Raw genomic sequence first — 17,032 nt, 5'->3', positions numbered from 1 at the left:
ACGGAATAAAATTCCCCCCTGCCCACTACCCACTGCCCACTGAAATGTCTTCACTCACAGAGTCTCTAAAAAAATACTTCGGTTATGACAGTTTTCGCCCAGGGCAAGAAAAAATAGTCCAAGATGCGATCGCCCATAAAGACCTTTTAGTTATCATGCCCACGGGGGGTGGAAAATCGCTCTGTTTTCAGCTTCCTGCGCTCTTGAAGCAAGGTATAACCATCGTTATATCCCCCCTCATATCCCTGATGCAAGATCAAGTTATGGCCCTACAGGATAACGGTATCGGGGCAACCTATCTCAATAGTACCCTTAATTACGAACAAACCAAAATCCGTCAACGGGATATTTTAGCAGGGAAAATAAAACTCCTTTACCTCGCCCCCGAAAGACTGGTTAGCGATACATTTCAACCCTTTTTAGTAACCCTCGCCCAAAAAATCGGCATTGCCGCCTTTGCCATCGATGAAGCCCATTGTATCTCGGAATGGGGCCATGATTTTCGCCAAGAATATCGCCAGATGAGATATTTACGCCAACAATTTCCCCAAGTGCCAATTACTGCCCTCACCGCTACCGCCACAGTTAGGGTGCAACGGGATATTATTCAACAGTTAAACCTCAGAAATCCTCAAATTCATCGTTTTAGTTTCAACCGTCAAAACCTTTACTATGAAGTACAGGAAAAAGAAAGACGTGCCTATAATCAACTGCTCCATATTATCCGTTCCCATCAAGGTTCTGGTATAGTTTATTGTATCAGTCGCAAAAGCACCGAAGAAATTGCCCAAAGACTTGTTAAAGATGGGGTTTCTGCCCTCCCTTACCACGCTGGATTGAGTGATAAAGTGCGATCGCACTATCAAACCAGTTTTATCCGAGACGATGTACGCATCATGGTAGCTACCGTCGCCTTTGGCATGGGCATCAACAAACCCGATGTCCGTTTAGTGGTACATTACGACTTACCCCGCAACATAGAAAGCTATTATCAAGAGTCAGGGAGGGCAGGTAGAGACGGAGAAAAAGCTAACTGTATTCTCCTATATAGCCGTGGAGATAAACAAAAAATCCATTATTTCATCAGACAAAAAACCAATCCCCAAGAACAAAAAATTGCCTATGCCCAACTAGCAAAAGTCATCGAATATGCCGACACAAATTATTGTCGTCGTATCCCCCAACTAAGTTATTTTGGTGAAAAATTTAAGGGCGATTGTGGTAACTGTGATAATTGTCTAAACCCTAAACCCATAGAGGATTGGACCATCGAAGCACAAAAATTCTTATCCTGTGTTTATCGCACTAATCAACGGTTTGGAATTAAACATATAATCGATGTTTTAAGAGGTTCAAGGGATAAAAAAATCTACGAATATGGACATCATTTATTATCCACCTATGGCATAGGAAAAGATCATACCACCGATGAATGGAAAAACCTAGCCACTTCCCTTGTTTATCAAAATTTAGTCAGACAAACCAACGATGGATTTAATATTCTTAAAATAAACGATCAAAGTAAAAAAATCCTCAAAGGAGAAAAAAAAGTTTATATCGCCGTCAAAGGAAAAACCGTCAAAAAAGTTACCCGAGATAATAATTCTCAAGCCCTAGAAGTAGAAATACTACTTAATAAACTGAAGATGTTACGCAAAAAATTAGCCGACTTAGAAAACATCGCCCCCTATGTCATTTTCAATGATGCAACCCTTACCATCATGGCGCAAATGCAACCCGACACCAAAGCCAAATTTGCCCAACTTTCGGGGGTAAACGACTATAAACTAAACAAATATGGAGATATATTTATCTCCGAAATTAGAACATTTATCCAACAAAAACAACTGCCTTTCCAACTGCCCAACAATACCCAAATGAAAACCCTACGACTATATCAACAGGGGTTAAATATTGCCGACATTGCCAAAGAAAGAGGATTATCCGTCAGTAGTATCGTATCTCACCTCAGCGAATTGATCGAATTAAATCAACCTGTTACCATTGATAATCTCGTGAAAGCAGAGAAACAAAAAGTTATTCTCAATACTCTTAAAATAATAGGTAATAAAAAGTTAAAGGAGATTAAAGAGCGTTTACCTGATGAATATACCTATGATGAAATAAAATTAGTTCGAGCATGGTTTAAGAGAATTGACAATGAACAATGGACAATGGACAATTAAATTTCAATGTATTTTTCAAAGTAGGTTGGGTTGAGGAAACGAAACTCAACTATATGAAATAGAATCAGGTTAAGAGAGTATATTATTTTTTACTGGCTCGTAGTAAGGGCTTCAGCCCTAAAATAGTTATTATTGGAGATGTCTATTATTAAAAAAAATAGGTTTTGAACAAAGAATTTGGGGATATTATTCCACAACCAAAAAGTTTACGATTAGGTTAATTATTTTATTTTAAATAGGATCTTTTAAACTCAGGAAAAAAAGCAATGACAGCAGTTATAAGTAAACCCAGAGGAGAAAATATTGTTAGGTTAAACTCCGTTAGTTGGACGACTTTTAATCGCCTTCTCAATGAATTAGGTAATAAAAGAAATCAACGTTTAACTTACTATGATAACGTTTTAGAGATTATGAGCCCTTTAGGTGTACATGAAAATAATAATCGTTTTATTGAAAGTTTAATTTTTGTAATAGCCGATGAATTAGGATTAAATTTGAAGAAGTTTGGCTCATTAACCCTTAAATCGAACCAATTTCAACAAGCGGTAGAGCCTGATTCTTGTTATTATTTACAGAATGAGCCTAAAGTTAGAAATAAACAACAAATTGATCTGACAAACGATCCGCCTCCTGATTTAGTATTAGAAATAGATATAACTAGTGGTTCATTACATAAATTACCTATTTATGCTAACTTAGGTGTGCCAGAAATCTGGCGTTATGATGGAGAAAAATTAACCGTTTTTATTCTTAAAAAAGACATCAACAATTATCAGGAGGTAGATAAAAGTTTAGCGTTTCCATTTCTCAATTTAAGTGTAATTCCAGAGTTAATTGAACAAAGTTTAATTGATGGAGAAACTGCGGTTTTAAGAGGTTTTAGAAATTCTTTCAAAAATAGTCTGTAATCATTAATAGTTATTAATTTTATCACACAAAATAACCATAGGCATTTAGGAGCTAAAAATAATCTTATTTAACCACTGATTAGACACCTTTAATAATAAATATTTTAGGGCTGAAGCCCTTACTACGAGCCAATAAGAATAAATTATAGATATTTTTTTTAGATGGATAATATACTATTAAATAGATACGAAATAATTAAACATTTAGGCACAGGAGGATTTGGAGAAACCTATCTCGCCAAAGATTTACATAGCCCTACTCAAAAAAGGGTGGTTGTCAAATCCTTAAAACAAATCCATGATAAAAGTCGCTCAGAATTTATTGAGAAACTATTTTTAAAAGAAGCCTCTACCCTTGAAGAATTAGGGGAAAATTGCAAACAGATTCCTACCCTTCATGCCTATTTTCATCATCAAGATAGATACTATTTAGTACAAGAATATATTGAAGGAAAAAGTCTTCATAAATTAGGAATTATTTCTGCTGATAAATGTAAGGAAATTCTGCTTTCTTTTTTGGAAGTATTAAAATATATACACAGTGAAAATATTATCCATCGAGATATAAAACCCGACAATATTATTATTAGGGAAAAAGATAATTTGCCCGTCTTAATCGATTTTGGGGCAGTTAAAGAAAAAATGGGTAGTTTTACCACCGAAGACGGTTCAGTTTTAAGCTCTGTAATCGTTGGTACGAGAGGCTTTATGGCACCTGAGCAAAGTATGGGGCGTACGGTTTTTAGCTCGGATTTATTTGCCCTTGGCTTGACGATGATTTATTGCTTGACGGGTAAATCACCCATGGAGTTTCCTTCAGATACTATAACAGGGGAATTACAGTGGCAAGATTTTGTGCCAAATTTAGAGCCTCGATTTAAGGAAATTTTGGAAAAGGCTACTAAAATGGATATTCCTAGCCGATACAATAGTGCGGAGGAAATGTATCAGGATTTGTCGGCGATTATGGGAGGAATGTTAATGGTTTCTCCTCCCCTTGTGACTCCTATGGTGGAAACAACTCGCTTATCCTCCCCTCAAAATACAGATTTAAAAACGGAGGTGATAACTCCTGTAGCTAGTTATGAGGAGGAGTCTAATTCTTCTGCTTTTTTGATGGGAATTTTGGGGGCTGTAGTTATTTTTCTGGCTTTGATTGCAGGTTTTTTTGTGGCACAACCAAGGCAGGATAGTCAAGTAATTGTCAAGGAGACGGAGGAGGAAGAAACTTCGTCTATTGATAGGGAAAATGAGGAAAATATCAACATCAATCCTGTGGAGGAAGAAACCCCGCCGATAAATTCTAATCCTATTAGGCAGGAAATTCCTGAAGAAGAAAATATAGGGGAAATCGAATCTCCTCCCGATAATAATCCCCCTCCTGTAGAAGAAACTCCCCCCGAAGAAAATAACCCGACTCCTCCCGTAGAAGAAAATCCTCCTATTGATAATACTCCTGTACTATCTGAACAAGAAGCGATACAGACTGTACAATCATTATACTCCTATTTGTCATCAAGGCAGTTTGAAAGTGCGATCGCCCTTTACTCCCCATCCATGCAAAGTCAATTTAGCCAAAGTTTTTTTGAGCAATTTGATAGAGTGACAGTGGAAGATATAACCATCACATCTCAATCTCCCCAATCCATAACCCTTGTGGGTTACAACACCTATTATTATCCAGACGGCAAAACCCAAAAAGAACAAAGAAACTATACTATAACCAATATAAATGGAGTACCCCAAATTTCCTCATCTCAATTTTTAAGGGTTACAAAACCAAAATCATAGTATCAAATATTTGAAAAACTAGAGAGAATAGACACAAATAAAGCAATCCATAAAAGAATTAACAAATATTTTGAGAGTAAATCCTTTAAACTTAATATTATACCAAGTAATGTAATAGGTACTTTTGCCATGGATATAACTTTCTCTTTTTCCTTTTGGAATCAACTAAATAGATTAAATGCTCAAGAAAATTATTATTTATTGAGCAAAATTAGAGAAACTATTACAACAAATATCACAGAAGAAAAGAGTTTTTCCCCTATTATCCATGAGCAGAAAACAATCATTAAAATAAATTTAAATCAAAATAATTACATTATTGGCTTATCCCTACCTTCCCACAAAACAATAAAATTAATAGGCTTTGCATCACAGGAAAACCTTGAATTAGATAACTATCCCTATCATCATAAAATAATTGATTTTATCAAAGAAAAAAATCAACATATAGAAGAAAATATAATCAATAAAATAGATTTTAATTTCACAATTAATAACCTATTAATCACCAATACAACCCAAGAAGCCAACGACTTTTATTTACATAACCTAAATATTAATCCCCTCAAGTATATTCCCGTCGCCCTATCCAAACAACAAAAAGACTTCCTCCAAACCAATAAAAATCTTCCCATCATCCTTTCAGGCAATAAAGGCACAGGAAAAAGCACCTTATCCCTATATCATGCCCTAACGCAAAATAATAAACATCAAAGTAATCCCGAATATAAAACAGCATTTTTTACCAATACTCCCAAGGAAGAAAAAAAACTTAATAACCTAGTTAAACTATTTAATAAACACTCCTTAAAAAATTTACAAATTAAAGATTACCATTCATTTCTCAAAACATTTGTAGCAGAAAAAGAATTTAAAAGTAAAAATCAATTTTTAGCCCAAAGACAAATAACAGAATATAAATTTAAAGAATACTTTTGTAAAGAACAAACCATAGAATCCATAGATATTGATTTACTATGGAGAGAAATTCAACAATTAATTAAGGGTGCTAGTAAATCCTTAAAAAATAGTCAAGGATTAATTAGCTATAACGACTATTTAGCATTAAAAAACCAAAGTTTATTCCCTTCTAATAGTAACTTTAATTATATATATAAATATGCCAATAACTATCAACAATGGTTAGAAAATAATAACTATTGGGATAAAATAGATTTAGTACAATATATTTTAAAAAAATTACCTGACAATTATTTAGGAGAATATGACTCAATTTATCTTGATGATGTACAGGAATTGAGCGAAATTGAAATACAACTTGTATTCACTCTTTTAAAAATAGAAAATAAACAAGAATATATTCCTCAATTATTTATCATTGGAGAAGATAATTCATCCTTAATAAGAGGTAGTTTTAATTGGGGTAGAGTGAAAAAAATTGCCATTGAAGAATACTTAAAATCCCCTCAGTGGAAAACAATTCGTCCAGCCCTTGAACCTCAATATATTAATTATAATTTTTGTACCAGTGATAAAATTACTAATCTTATTAACTTCATTGTTGAATTAGTAATTAATCATCAAAATCAAGAAGATATTATTTTTCAGACCAATGAATCTTGGTTAAAAAGTAATTCTAAACCCTTAGTAGTGTATGGCAGAGAAGATGAAATATTTGCTCAAGGAAATCGATTTTCGGGAGCTAATGCCATAATAGTTAAAAATAACATAGATAAGGAATATTTAACAGGCTTATTTCCCCAAGACAGTGAAAGAATTTTAATGGTTAATGAAATTAATAACTTACAATTTGATGGGATATTAATATGGAATTTCTTTGAAAATAAAATCTCCATGTCTGCTCAAGAATTATTAGAGGACGAGCAATTTTATCAAGATTTATTTATCGCCCTAAGATCTGCTAAAGAAAAAGTCTATTTCTATGATAAAAATGATGTTATTTTATGGAATAATCATCATTTAACTAATTTAATTGAGTTGGGCTATCCCACAGAGCTAAAGCCTTTTTTTACGGAAGATGATGAACCAATAATTAATAATATTATCGAAGAATATTTACAATTTTGCTCCTATAAAGCCTATAAAATTTGTAGTCAAATTTATTTTCAAGCCAATGATATTTTGGGAGCAGCTAAAATTGAGGCTTTACTCGAGGAAGTGAAAGGAAATTGGGGTAGGGCTGGAGATATTTGGAATAAATTATTTATTTTTGATGAAGCGATTCGTTGTTGGAATGAAGTTGATAATAAGTTATGGGAGGCTAAATGGGCGACTACGAAGCCTGAGAGTTGGAGTCAAAGGGGGTTATATTTTGAGGAGAAAAAAGATTTTGATTTAGCTAATTTTTGTTATGATAAAGCCAATGATTTTGCTGGGAAATTACGTTGTTTTGAAGCCAATGATGATTGGGAATTAGCAGGGGATAAATGTCAAGAAAAAAATCTTTCATCTCAAGCTCAATATTATTATGATTTAGCGGATAAATATTATCAAGAAAAAGGACAATTTCAATCCGCTGTCAAAATGTGGACAAGACTAGAAAAGTTAGATAAAGTTGCTTTAATTTGGGAAAAACTAGAGCAGTGGGAAAAAGCAGGAAATTGTTGGCAAAAACAAGGAGATATTCAACGGGCGGCCGACTGTTGGCAAAAGGCTCAAAAATGGTCAGAGGCTCAAAAATGTTGGCTAGAATTGGGTAAATGGGAAAATTTAGCCCTATCCTATGAATCTCAGCAAGAATGGGTATTAGCAGCCGAAGTTTGGCAAAAACAAGGGGATTTACAACGGGCTGGTTTTTGTTATCAAAATGCCAATGAATGGGTTTTGGCGGAGGATTTGTGGCGAAAATTGGAGTATTGGGGCTATGTGGCGATCGCCCTTCAACAACAAAAAAAATGGCAAGAGGCAGCCTCCATGTGGGCAAAAACAAGCCCCTACGAACTACAAGCCCTATGTTATGAAAGACTAGAAAATTGGGAAAAAGCCAAAGAATCATGGTTAAAAGCCAATAATTGGAGTCAAAGCATTATTTGCACCGAAAAACAACAAAAATGGGATGAAGCCGCCGAAAGCTGGGAAAATTTAGGGGAATGGTATAAAGCAGGGAAAGCATGGCAAACCATTGACGAAATGGAAAAAGCAGCCCTTTGTTATGAGCAAGGTAACTTTTGGGCAGAAGCGGAAATCTGTTGGCGTCACTTAGACGAACAAAGTGCGATCGCCCTTACCCTCGAAAAACAAGAAAAATGGTCACAAGCCGCCGAAATTTGGCAAGAATTAGCCCAATGGAAAAAAGCAGGAAAAGCATGGGAAAAAACAGGAGAAATACAAAAAGCAGCCCTCGTATTTGAAATGGGCAACCACTGGCGCGAAGCCGAAGAATGTTGGCGTATCCTCAATAACGAAAGCAAAATAGAAACCGCCATCAAACAACAAGGCACATGGGTAATGGCCGCCCACGATTGGCTAAAATCAAACCAAATAGAACAAGCAGCCCTCTGCTACGAAAAATGTGAAGACTGGGAAAGAGCTGAAAAATATTGGCTTCAAGCCAACAACCACGAAAAAGTAGCCGAAGTATGCGAACATCAACAAAAATGGCAACAAGCCGCCGATGCCCATCTCCAAAACGATAACCCCGAAAAAGCGGCCCTCTGTTACGAAAAACTAAAAGACTGGGAAAACGCCGAAAAATGTTGGCGTAAATCATGGAAATGGGAACAACTAGCCCGAGTCTGCGAATATCAACAAAAATGGAAACAAGCCGCCGATGCCTGGGTAAAAGCCGATAACCTAGAAACCGCCGTCACCTACTACGAAAAAATTCAAGACTGGGAAAACGCCGAAGAATGTTGGCGAAAACTATCCAACTGGGAAAAACTAGCCCAAGTATGCGAACATCAAGGAAAATGGGAAGAAGCCGCACAACTATGGACATTCTTAAACAACTGGCGAAAAGCCGCCCAAGCCTGTCTAAAAATGGACGACATCGAAACCGCCATCAAATACTACGAAAAAGGAAACTACACCCAAGAAGCAAATCAACTAAAACAAAATAAACCATAATCTATTTTATACTTTAACCTCCGTTCGGGATTTTTCAGTATGGGAGGGACGTAACATGTTACGTCCGTAAAGGTTTCAGGTATTAAGGAGGTGGGGTGATGAGGATAATAATAATTTGACTATTCATTGTTCATTGTCAATTGTTAATTGTTTAAACCTTTGCCCACATCCTCTCCAATGAAATCTTATCTTTACCCATTCAGACTTGATATAATTTTCCATAAGCCCCAAACAACTAACGTAACAAATATCCAGCGCCCCTTAAACAATCAATCAACCAACCTCAGCCATGAAAAAATATCTTACCCTACTCACCCTAACCCTATCCATCCTACCCCTAAGCGCCAAAGCAGAAAACATCGCCCATCTCAACCAACTATTACGCACAAAACAATGTCAAGAATGTGATTTAAGTCAAGTCGGCCTAGTCATGGCAAACCTTTCAGGAGCAAACCTAGTCGGTGCAAACCTCATTGGGGCGAACCTTAGCCGTGCCAACCTCATGGGTGCAGACTTAAGCTATGCTAACCTTACAGGGGCATCCCTCCACGGAGCAAACCTCGCAGGAGTAAACCTTACAGGAGCTATCTTAAACCAAACCGACCTCAGAAATGCAAGGGTAAACGGAGCTAACTTTGAACAAACAGATCTCAGTAACGCCCAAATAGACGGCATCATCGGCATATCTAACAACGCCTTTTCCGCAGAACAATTTTTTGCCTGGGCCCTAGCCGAAGATCGAAAAGGAGACTACCCCGAAGCCCTCAGATACTACAATACAGCCATTGAACTCGATCCAGACATGGCATCTGCCTACCTTGCCAGAGGCATTATCAGAGCTCGCTACGATCGCATGAACATCGCCCTAGAAGACTTTACCAAAGCACAAGCAATATTCACCAAACAAAACAACGAAGAAGGCTTAACCCTTGCCAACCAATTTATTGAACTTAGCCAAGCTAAAATCGAAAATCCCATGGACCCCCTCGGTAGCAATCAAGGTAGCCCCGGTTTTGTTCAAGCCGTTAGTGGAGTATTACCATTTGTATTCAGATTTTTTGGCTTTTAAAAAATATTTTCCGTTGCCCATTCCCCAGACCAATGACCATATCCTTAAAACAAGATTTTATGTCAACTTATTAAAAATTAGCCAAGATAATTAAAAAAAATGAACCTTTCAGGCTTAGCCAATCAACCCTTAAAACATATAAATTGGCAAAAATTAGCAAACAATTATCAACAGCGAAATAAATATCAGTTAGCAGAAAAATCTTACCTTTACCAAACCAAAACAAAAAATACAGGCATTCCCAAAATTCCCGATAATTTAAACCTCAGAGACTATCAAAAACAAGCCATAACAAACTGGTTAAGAAATAGAGGTAGAGGAACATTAAAAATGGCCACAGGCAGTGGCAAAACCATCACAGCATTAGGAATTACCAACGAACTTTATCAACAAATTGGGTTACAAGTTTTATTAGTTATTTGTCCATTTCGCCATCTAGTTTTACAATGGGCAAAAGAAGCAGAAAAATTTAATCTCAATCCTTTTCTTGCCTTTAATAACGTCCATAATTGGCATAATCAACTATCCACAAACCTTTATAACATTAATAATCTTAATAGTCAATTTTTGACAATTATTACCACAAATTCTACATTTATAAGCGAAAATTTTCAAAGTCAATTACCCTTTTTTCCCGAAAAAACTTTAATTATCGGAGACGAAGCCCACAACCTAGGTAGCACCAAATTAAAACATCTCTTACCCAAAAACATTGGCTTAAGACTAGCCCTCTCCGCAACCCCAGAAAGATATTATGACGAAGATGGCACTGATACCCTAATCAGTTACTTCGGAAAAGTATTACAACCAGAATTTACCCTAGCAGATGCCATCAAAAAAAAAGCCCTCGTCAGTTACAACTATTATCCAATCTTTGTTCAATTAACAGAATCAGAAACCCAAAAATATACTCAATTAACTAAGAAAATAGGCTGGGAATTATCTCGGGATAACTCACCCCATAACCGTCATCTTACCGCACTCCTAGTAAGAAGATCCCGCCTAATTGGTACAGCAAAAAATAAATTAATAGCCCTCAAACAACTAATGAGAGAAAGAATAGATAGTCATCACACCATTTTTTATTGCGGAGACGGAAAAATAGAATATCAAGGAAAAACTGAAAGACAACTAGAAATCGTTACCCGCATCTTAGGAAAAGAAATCGGCTACAGAGTCAACATCTACAGTGCCAACACCCCTTTACATGAAAGAGAAATTATCAAAAAACAACTAGAAAAAAAAGAATTACAAGGTATCGTCGCCATTCGTTGCCTCGACGAAGGTATTGATATTCCCATCATTAAAAATGCCGTCATCCTCGCCAGTAGCAGTAATCCCCGTCAATTTATTCAAAGGAGAGGTAGAGTATTGCGCCCCCATCCTAGCAAAAAAGAAGCTAACATCTTCGACATGATAGTAACACCGCCCACCCTAGACAGGGAGATATGGGAAATCGAAAAAAATCTTCTCAAAAAAGAAATTAAAAGGTTTATCGAATTTGCCAACCTCGCTAACAACGCCAACCATGCCAAAGAAAAACTATTTCACCTTCAAAATCAGTATGATGTATATTAAAAATAAGACATAATATCAGCCCCAAACCATCATCCTTGTAACTTTGTATCTTTGCGAGAAAAAATTTTCCCTAACCTTCTGCGCTACCTCTGATAATTATCCACTATGCCTTTACAAATTCTAGTTACTGACGATGACTCAACCATTCAAAACCTAGTCAAAGATTGCCTCGAATTAGAAGGTTATTCGGTTATTTTAGCCAATGACGGAGAAAAGGCACTATCTTTAGCCATGGAATGTCATCCCCATCTGCTGATTTCTGACATCAAAATGCCCCACAAAGACGGTTATCAGCTGGTGCAGGAATTAAGAAATTTCCCCCCTTTTCGTTTATTGCCTGTAATCTTCCTTACTCAGCAAGATAGTATGGAGTCAAAAATTAACGGTTATGAGGCTGGGTGTGATGTTTATTTGGGTAAACCTTTTGAGCCTATGGAATTAATTGCTATTGTTAAACATCTCCTGGAGCGATCGCAAATTATCCAAGCCGAAAGATTATTTAACCATGATAACCCCCCTAGGACAAATAATAATCATATTCCTTCTTGTACCCTTCATCTTACCCAACGAGAAAAGGAAGTCTTAGCCTTGATTATTGAAGGTTTATCCAATGTTCAAATCGCCCATCAGCTATATCTTAGCCCCAAAACCATTGAAAAATACGTTGCCAATTTGCTCAAAAAAACCGACTCCCAAAATCGCACCGAATTAGTGGCTTTTGCCTTTAAAAATCATCTGACTTCTTAAAGGAATGGTCAAGGGTTTTAACCTAAATTGAAGTTAATTAGGCTGGGATTTTATTTGAGAGGTTTTATTTGTCGTAAACATTTAAGTATTTCATATTCAATGATAAACTGTTAGCCTTGTAATTTATTGCAAGGCGAGTAATGATATATCTTCCATATCGGATTGGGTATGACAATAATTTAACGATTCAATTGTTTATATCTTCATTTAAAAGGCTAAAAATGTTATCCCTAACTTAAGTTAACTACCCATGAAAAAGATGAGGACAAAACTAATACCCTCCAAAAAAAACGGCATTGCACGGGTTATGGTATGAAATATAGTTCAATTACACAAAAAACTAAGACCCCTAAATATTACAACTGTTCCCTATTCCCCGTGGTTATCGAGCGAAGTCGAGATGCCCTATTCCCTTTCCCAACGAGAAATCATACCTAAAATCAGCAACGCCAAAAAAACTATTGAGATAATAAAGCCTCCACAAATTCAAAACTAGAAAAAGGGCGTAAATCTTCTATCCCTTCCCCCGCACCAATAAAGCGGATAGGGAGATTTAATTGTTGGGAAACAGCGATCGCCACTCCCCCTTTAGCAGTACCATCTAACTTAGTTAATACCACCCCTGTTAAATCTGCCGCCTCAGAGAACACCTGAGCTTGACGCAGTCCATTTTGTCCGAGGGTTGCATCTAAAACCACCAAAGATTCTACATGGGCATTCACGGCTTTTTTATCGATGATACGGCGAATTTTTGCCAACTCCTCCATTAAATTCTTCTTATTTTGCAGTCTTCCAGCAGTATCTACCAATAATAAATCAGCATTACGGGCGATCGCCGCGCTAATGCCATCAAATACCACCGCCGCAGGATCTGTATTTTTGCCAGGATTAGCAATCACAGGAGTATCAGTCCTTTCCCCCCATACCTTTACCTGCTCCACCGCAGCCGCCCGAAAGGTATCTGCAGCCGCAATCACACAACTATAACCCGAACTTTTGGCCAGATGAGCCAGTTTACCGATAGTGGTAGTTTTTCCTGCCCCATTTACCCCCGTTAACAACCAAATATTTAACTTGCCCTCTTGGGGTTCAAAGGCTTTATCCTCAATATTTTCCAATGGTTTATCCAACAGAGTTTGTAAAATTTCCTTCAAATAGGCGATCGCCTCTTCGGGGGGTAAAGCCTCCTCCCGTAACCTTTCCTGTAGAGTTTTGATAATATAATCCGTCGCCTCAATGCCCACATCCGCACTCAACAACAATGCTTCAATTTCCATCACCGCATCATCATTAAGGGGGCCTTGCCCCACCACAGATTTTAATTGATTAATTAAATTTCGTCGGGTTTTGCCTAAGCCCTGCCTTAATTTTTTCAGCCACTCAAACTCCTCCATGCTCACATCTTCAGCACTTCTACCCTGAGAAGCCAACACCTGCGCTGACCACATGAAATCTTCGTCTAACTCCTCCTCGGTAGTATCCATGGCGGTTTCTTTGAGGGTTTCGAGGCGATCGGATTTTTGCATCCAAGCAGGAACATTTCCCCCCACCTCCGAGGTTTCTTCCTCCTTCTCCTCCACCTGAGCAACTATTTCTGGTGCAGTTAAACTTTTTTCCAAGGATTCAGTTATCCCTTCTTGTTCGCCAGTTTCCTCCCCTACTTCCTCAACCACTTCTTCATCTTTAGAGGTCGGCTTTTCCTCATCCTCAGGTGGGGTAACGGTTTGAGTTTCACCCCCTGTCTTTTGTTTTTGAATATTTGCAAAAGCAGTCTTTGCCCATTCCAAATATTGCTCCTGAGAAGCCGAATCTTCCTCCTCCTCTTTCACCGCTTCTTCTTGAGGCTCAGGGGTAGGGGCAACATCTTGCTTTACTTGCTCTTGATTATTATCTTTATTGCGACGAAACCAATTAAACATATAGAATATAAATGCTATTTTAAACTTATCTTTTACTTTATCTTAATATTTGTAACTCCCCATGTCTAATTTACCCTACCTCAGAATCGGTACTGCCGTAATTGTTAATGATGAAGGGTTAATTCTCATTGACAAAAGAAGAAATAAAGGCACCATGGCTAATAAATGGGAGTTTCCGGGGGGCAAATTTGAAGATGGAGAAAATGCCCAAGAATGTATCGTTAGGGAAATTAAAGAAGAATTAGGTATTGATATTAGAGTAGGAAAACATTTAATGAATGTTCGCCATGACTATCCCCATGTTTCCCTGACTCTCATGGTGTACTATGCCCATATTCTCTCAGGAGAGCCTAAAACCCTCGAATGTGCTGAGATTCGTTGGGTAAAACCAGAACAGTTGTCTGATTTTGATTTTCCTGATGCTAACTATCAAATTATTGAAAAAATTCAAGCCCAAAAGACATTAAACAATTGTTATTCCCCTAACACCTAAAACCTTTCCTTAACCAATTTATTTCATCTTTAAACTAAGGACAATAAAGGGTATCACGGGTATTTCTTCCCGTCACAGGATTTGTCCCAGAAGCAACCTCGCACAACATTTCTTCCACATCAGGACGCAAAAGCACGTCGGTAAAGTCAGCCCCTTCGATGTTGGCTTTTTCAAATTTGGTGTTGGTGGCAAAAGCACCTTCTAAAACGGCGTTATGTAAATTCGCCCTTGTCACCCTAGCCGAGTCTAAGACGGCATTAGTCAGATTTGCTCCTTCTAAGTTGGCTGAATCGAGGTTAGCACCAAAAAAACTTACATTGGAGAGGTTAGCATTAGTAAAGTCACTACTACGCAGGTTAGTTTTATTAAAAGTTGAGCCGCTCAAATCTTGCCCTGAAAAATCTGATTCTACTAAATGGGCTTTGGTATAATCTAGGGCTTGGGCTGGATTGATCAGAGTAATAAATACTATTAGTAAAGAAAGGCTAAATTTTATTAATTTGGATAACATTTTGATTAAACAATAAACTCATTATCTTTTCATTGTATCTTTAATGTTATTCTCCCTTGACAATTGTGGAAATAAGTCTTGGGGTTTGCCTTGTTTGATTACTTTGCCTTTCTCTAATAAAAAGTAACCGTCGGCGTAGGCTAATTCTTCGAGGCGGTGGGTTACCCAAAGGGCTGTGATACCTCTTTCTTTAACTATTTTTTGCACCAAAGCCACTAATTCTATTTGGGTATCTGGATCTAGTAATGCTGTGGGTTCATCTAATAATAATACTTTACAGTGACGGGCGATCGCCCCTGCAATGGCAATTCTCTGCTTTTGCCCTCCACTAAGTGCATAAATAGGTCTTCTTTCCAAATCTAACAAATTAACCGCCAATAACGCCTCTTTGACCCTCATTTTGACCTCTGGTAAAGTCAACTTTTCTTCCACCAAGCCAAAAGCAATATCCGCCGCCACCGTGGGCATCACTAACTGATGATCTGGATTTTGAAACACAAACCCCAAAGGAGAATCAATTTTAATGCTCCCCTCATCAGGGGATAAAATTCCCCCAATTAACCTGAGTAAAGTTGATTTTCCACAACCATTATCCCCCAACAACATCCAAAACTGCCCCTGCGGCACTGCCAAATCACAGCCATTTAAGATGGGGCTTTGAGGATTCCAGCCAAAGTTAAGCTGTGTCGTATGGATACCAAAAGAAGAACTACTCAAAATAAATGTTAAAAATAGTGATCAGAAAACCTAACACCATCCACCCCCAATTATTTTTCCTGTAGCGCCGCAAAAAATCCAGGTACTTTTGCCCCAGTATTAGCACCATCTTTTTGAGAAATAATTACCCCCGTTACCTGATCACTTAAAATAGCAATTTTTTTATCTTCTTGTTTATCACAGGTTAACTCAATTACCTCAGGGGTAGAACCTTTAATTTTGCTCAAAATCTCCTGATAAAGAGCTTGAGCATCACTTTCCTCTTTCTTCTGTACCGATATAGGCATGGGAATGTATCTTACAAGTAAATCAATGGTAAACATAGATAATAACTATTTAATCCTTATTTTTAGATTATTCTAACCTAGGGAGTCCCTCAATTATCAAATTCCCAATCCATAACCCTACAAATTGTCTTCGCGCCCAAACAAAATTAAACTTAAATATTGTTACCGTTTGATTACAAAAATTCTCATTTTTTTATAATTTCTTAACACAACCCTTGTCAAAGGCTCGGTTTTTCCTGTATGATGAATATACACATAAACGTTAAGAAAAGTAAACTTTTCTGAGAGGAGATAAAATCTCTAACCAGAAAACAAATACACTTAACATTAGAAATTATATACATTCGGAGATCACTTTATGACAATTGCAGTTGGACGCGCGCCGGCGCAAAGAGGGTGGTTTGAAGCCCTCGACGACTGGCTCAAAAGAGATAGATTTGTTTTCGTAGGTTGGTCTGGAATCCTTCTTTTCCCCTGTGCCTATATGGCTTTGGGCGGTTGGTTAACAGGCACTACCTTCGTAACTTCTTGGTACACTCATGGTTTAGCTAGTTCCTACCTCGAAGGTGCGAACTTCTTGACCGTAGCAGTATCTAGTCCTGCTGATGCTTTTGGTCATTCCATTCTATTCCTATGGGGTCCCGAAGCTCAAGGCGATTTTACTCGCTGGTGTCAAATCGGTGGTTTATGGTCTTTCGTAGCATTACACGGAGCTTTCGGTTTAATCGGCTTCATGCTACGTCAATTTGAGATTGCTCGTCTGGTCGGTATTCGTCCTT

12 protein-coding genes and 1 pseudogene are annotated in these 17,032 nt (G+C 37.4%); 9 read left to right on the top strand and 4 right to left on the bottom strand.

Translation table 11 applies throughout. From position 1 onward, the window contains the following. The first annotated feature begins 44 nt into the window (after positions 1-44). From recQ to IQ215_RS08380, 7 genes are all read left to right on the top strand, one after another. A complete protein-coding gene (gene recQ, locus IQ215_RS08410) occupies positions 45-2,186 on the top strand; it encodes a DNA helicase RecQ (protein ID WP_193800872.1) in 2,142 nt (713 codons plus the stop codon). 266 nt (positions 2,187-2,452) lie between these two features. Beyond that, a complete protein-coding gene (locus IQ215_RS08405; protein ID WP_193800871.1) occupies positions 2,453-3,094 on the top strand; it encodes a Uma2 family endonuclease in 642 nt (213 codons plus the stop codon). A 162-nt stretch (positions 3,095-3,256) separates the two neighbouring features. Beyond that, positions 3,257-4,885 (top strand): serine/threonine-protein kinase, encoded by a 1,629-nt coding sequence (locus IQ215_RS08400; protein WP_193800870.1) that lies wholly within the window; start codon positions 3,257-3,259, stop codon positions 4,883-4,885. A gap of 129 nt (positions 4,886-5,014) precedes the next feature. Beyond that, complete coding sequence (locus IQ215_RS08395; RefSeq protein ID WP_193800869.1) at positions 5,015-8,932, top strand: hypothetical protein; 3,918 nt, start codon at positions 5,015-5,017, stop codon at positions 8,930-8,932. A 289-nt stretch (positions 8,933-9,221) separates the two neighbouring features. Then, positions 9,222-10,001: a pentapeptide repeat-containing protein gene (locus IQ215_RS08390; protein WP_193800868.1), complete on the top strand. Its 780-nt coding sequence runs from the start codon at positions 9,222-9,224 to the stop codon at positions 9,999-10,001. Positions 10,002-10,100: 99 nt separating this feature from the next. Next, a complete protein-coding gene (locus IQ215_RS08385; protein WP_193800867.1) occupies positions 10,101-11,579 on the top strand; it encodes a DNA phosphorothioation system restriction enzyme in 1,479 nt (492 codons plus the stop codon). Positions 11,580-11,684: 105 nt separating this feature from the next. Then, positions 11,685-12,326, top strand: a complete 642-nt coding sequence (locus IQ215_RS08380) for a response regulator transcription factor (RefSeq protein ID WP_193800866.1) — start codon at positions 11,685-11,687, stop codon at positions 12,324-12,326. Positions 12,327-12,784: 458 nt separating this feature from the next. Here the strand turns inward: IQ215_RS08380 and ftsY are convergent, their stop codons facing one another. Next, positions 12,785-14,245, bottom strand: coding sequence for a signal recognition particle-docking protein FtsY (gene ftsY / locus IQ215_RS08375; protein WP_193800865.1), 1,461 nt, complete (start codon positions 14,243-14,245; stop codon positions 12,785-12,787). A 61-nt stretch (positions 14,246-14,306) separates the two neighbouring features. On the opposite strand from ftsY, the gene mutT reads away from it, so the two are divergent. After that, positions 14,307-14,738: an 8-oxo-dGTP diphosphatase MutT gene (gene mutT, locus IQ215_RS08370; RefSeq protein WP_193800864.1), complete on the top strand. Its 432-nt coding sequence runs from the start codon at positions 14,307-14,309 to the stop codon at positions 14,736-14,738. A 34-nt stretch (positions 14,739-14,772) separates the two neighbouring features. On the opposite strand, the gene IQ215_RS08365 is transcribed toward mutT, so the two are convergent. The 3 genes from IQ215_RS08365 to IQ215_RS08355 form a co-directional block, all read right to left on the bottom strand. Further along, on the bottom strand, positions 14,773-15,249 hold the full coding sequence (locus tag IQ215_RS08365; protein WP_193800863.1) for a pentapeptide repeat-containing protein: 477 nt from the start codon (positions 15,247-15,249) through the stop codon (positions 14,773-14,775). Between the two features lie 21 nt (positions 15,250-15,270). Next, a complete protein-coding gene (locus IQ215_RS08360) occupies positions 15,271-15,945 on the bottom strand; it encodes an energy-coupling factor ABC transporter ATP-binding protein (protein ID WP_347239024.1) in 675 nt (224 codons plus the stop codon). Between the two features lie 71 nt (positions 15,946-16,016). After that, entirely contained in the window at positions 16,017-16,289 is a 273-nt protein-coding gene (locus tag IQ215_RS08355; RefSeq protein ID WP_193800861.1) for a hypothetical protein, read from the bottom strand. Positions 16,290-16,611: 322 nt separating this feature from the next. Here IQ215_RS08355 and IQ215_RS08350 point away from each other — a divergent pair. Next, positions 16,612-17,032 (top strand): annotated as a pseudogene (locus tag IQ215_RS08350) (photosystem II D2 protein (photosystem q(a) protein)); the annotation flags it as partial.

The sequence above is a fragment of the Cyanobacterium stanieri LEGE 03274 genome (assembly GCF_015207825.1).
Classification (GTDB): domain Bacteria; phylum Cyanobacteriota; class Cyanobacteriia; order Cyanobacteriales; family Cyanobacteriaceae; genus Cyanobacterium; species Cyanobacterium stanieri_B.
The sequence above is the reverse complement of the archived record's forward strand: the minus strand, read 5'-3'. Positions and strand labels throughout refer to the sequence as shown.

Coding starts and splice junctions, on each gene's coding strand:
- IQ215_RS08385 (WP_193800867.1), top strand. CDS start 10,101: ATGAACCTTTCAGGCTTAGCCAATCAACCCTTAAAACATATAAATTGG.
- IQ215_RS08400 (WP_193800870.1), top strand. CDS start 3,257: ATGGATAATATACTATTAAATAGATACGAAATAATTAAACATTTAGGC.
- IQ215_RS08365 (WP_193800863.1), bottom strand. CDS start 15,249: ATGTTATCCAAATTAATAAAATTTAGCCTTTCTTTACTAATAGTATTT.
- mutT (WP_193800864.1), top strand. CDS start 14,307: ATGTCTAATTTACCCTACCTCAGAATCGGTACTGCCGTAATTGTTAAT.
- IQ215_RS08355 (WP_193800861.1), bottom strand. CDS start 16,289: ATGTTTACCATTGATTTACTTGTAAGATACATTCCCATGCCTATATCG.
- IQ215_RS08395 (WP_193800869.1), top strand. CDS start 5,015: ATGGATATAACTTTCTCTTTTTCCTTTTGGAATCAACTAAATAGATTA.
- IQ215_RS08390 (WP_193800868.1), top strand. CDS start 9,222: ATGAAAAAATATCTTACCCTACTCACCCTAACCCTATCCATCCTACCC.
- IQ215_RS08405 (WP_193800871.1), top strand. CDS start 2,453: ATGACAGCAGTTATAAGTAAACCCAGAGGAGAAAATATTGTTAGGTTA.
- IQ215_RS08380 (WP_193800866.1), top strand. CDS start 11,685: ATGCCTTTACAAATTCTAGTTACTGACGATGACTCAACCATTCAAAAC.
- recQ (WP_193800872.1), top strand. CDS start 45: ATGTCTTCACTCACAGAGTCTCTAAAAAAATACTTCGGTTATGACAGT.
- ftsY (WP_193800865.1), bottom strand. CDS start 14,245: ATGTTTAATTGGTTTCGTCGCAATAAAGATAATAATCAAGAGCAAGTA.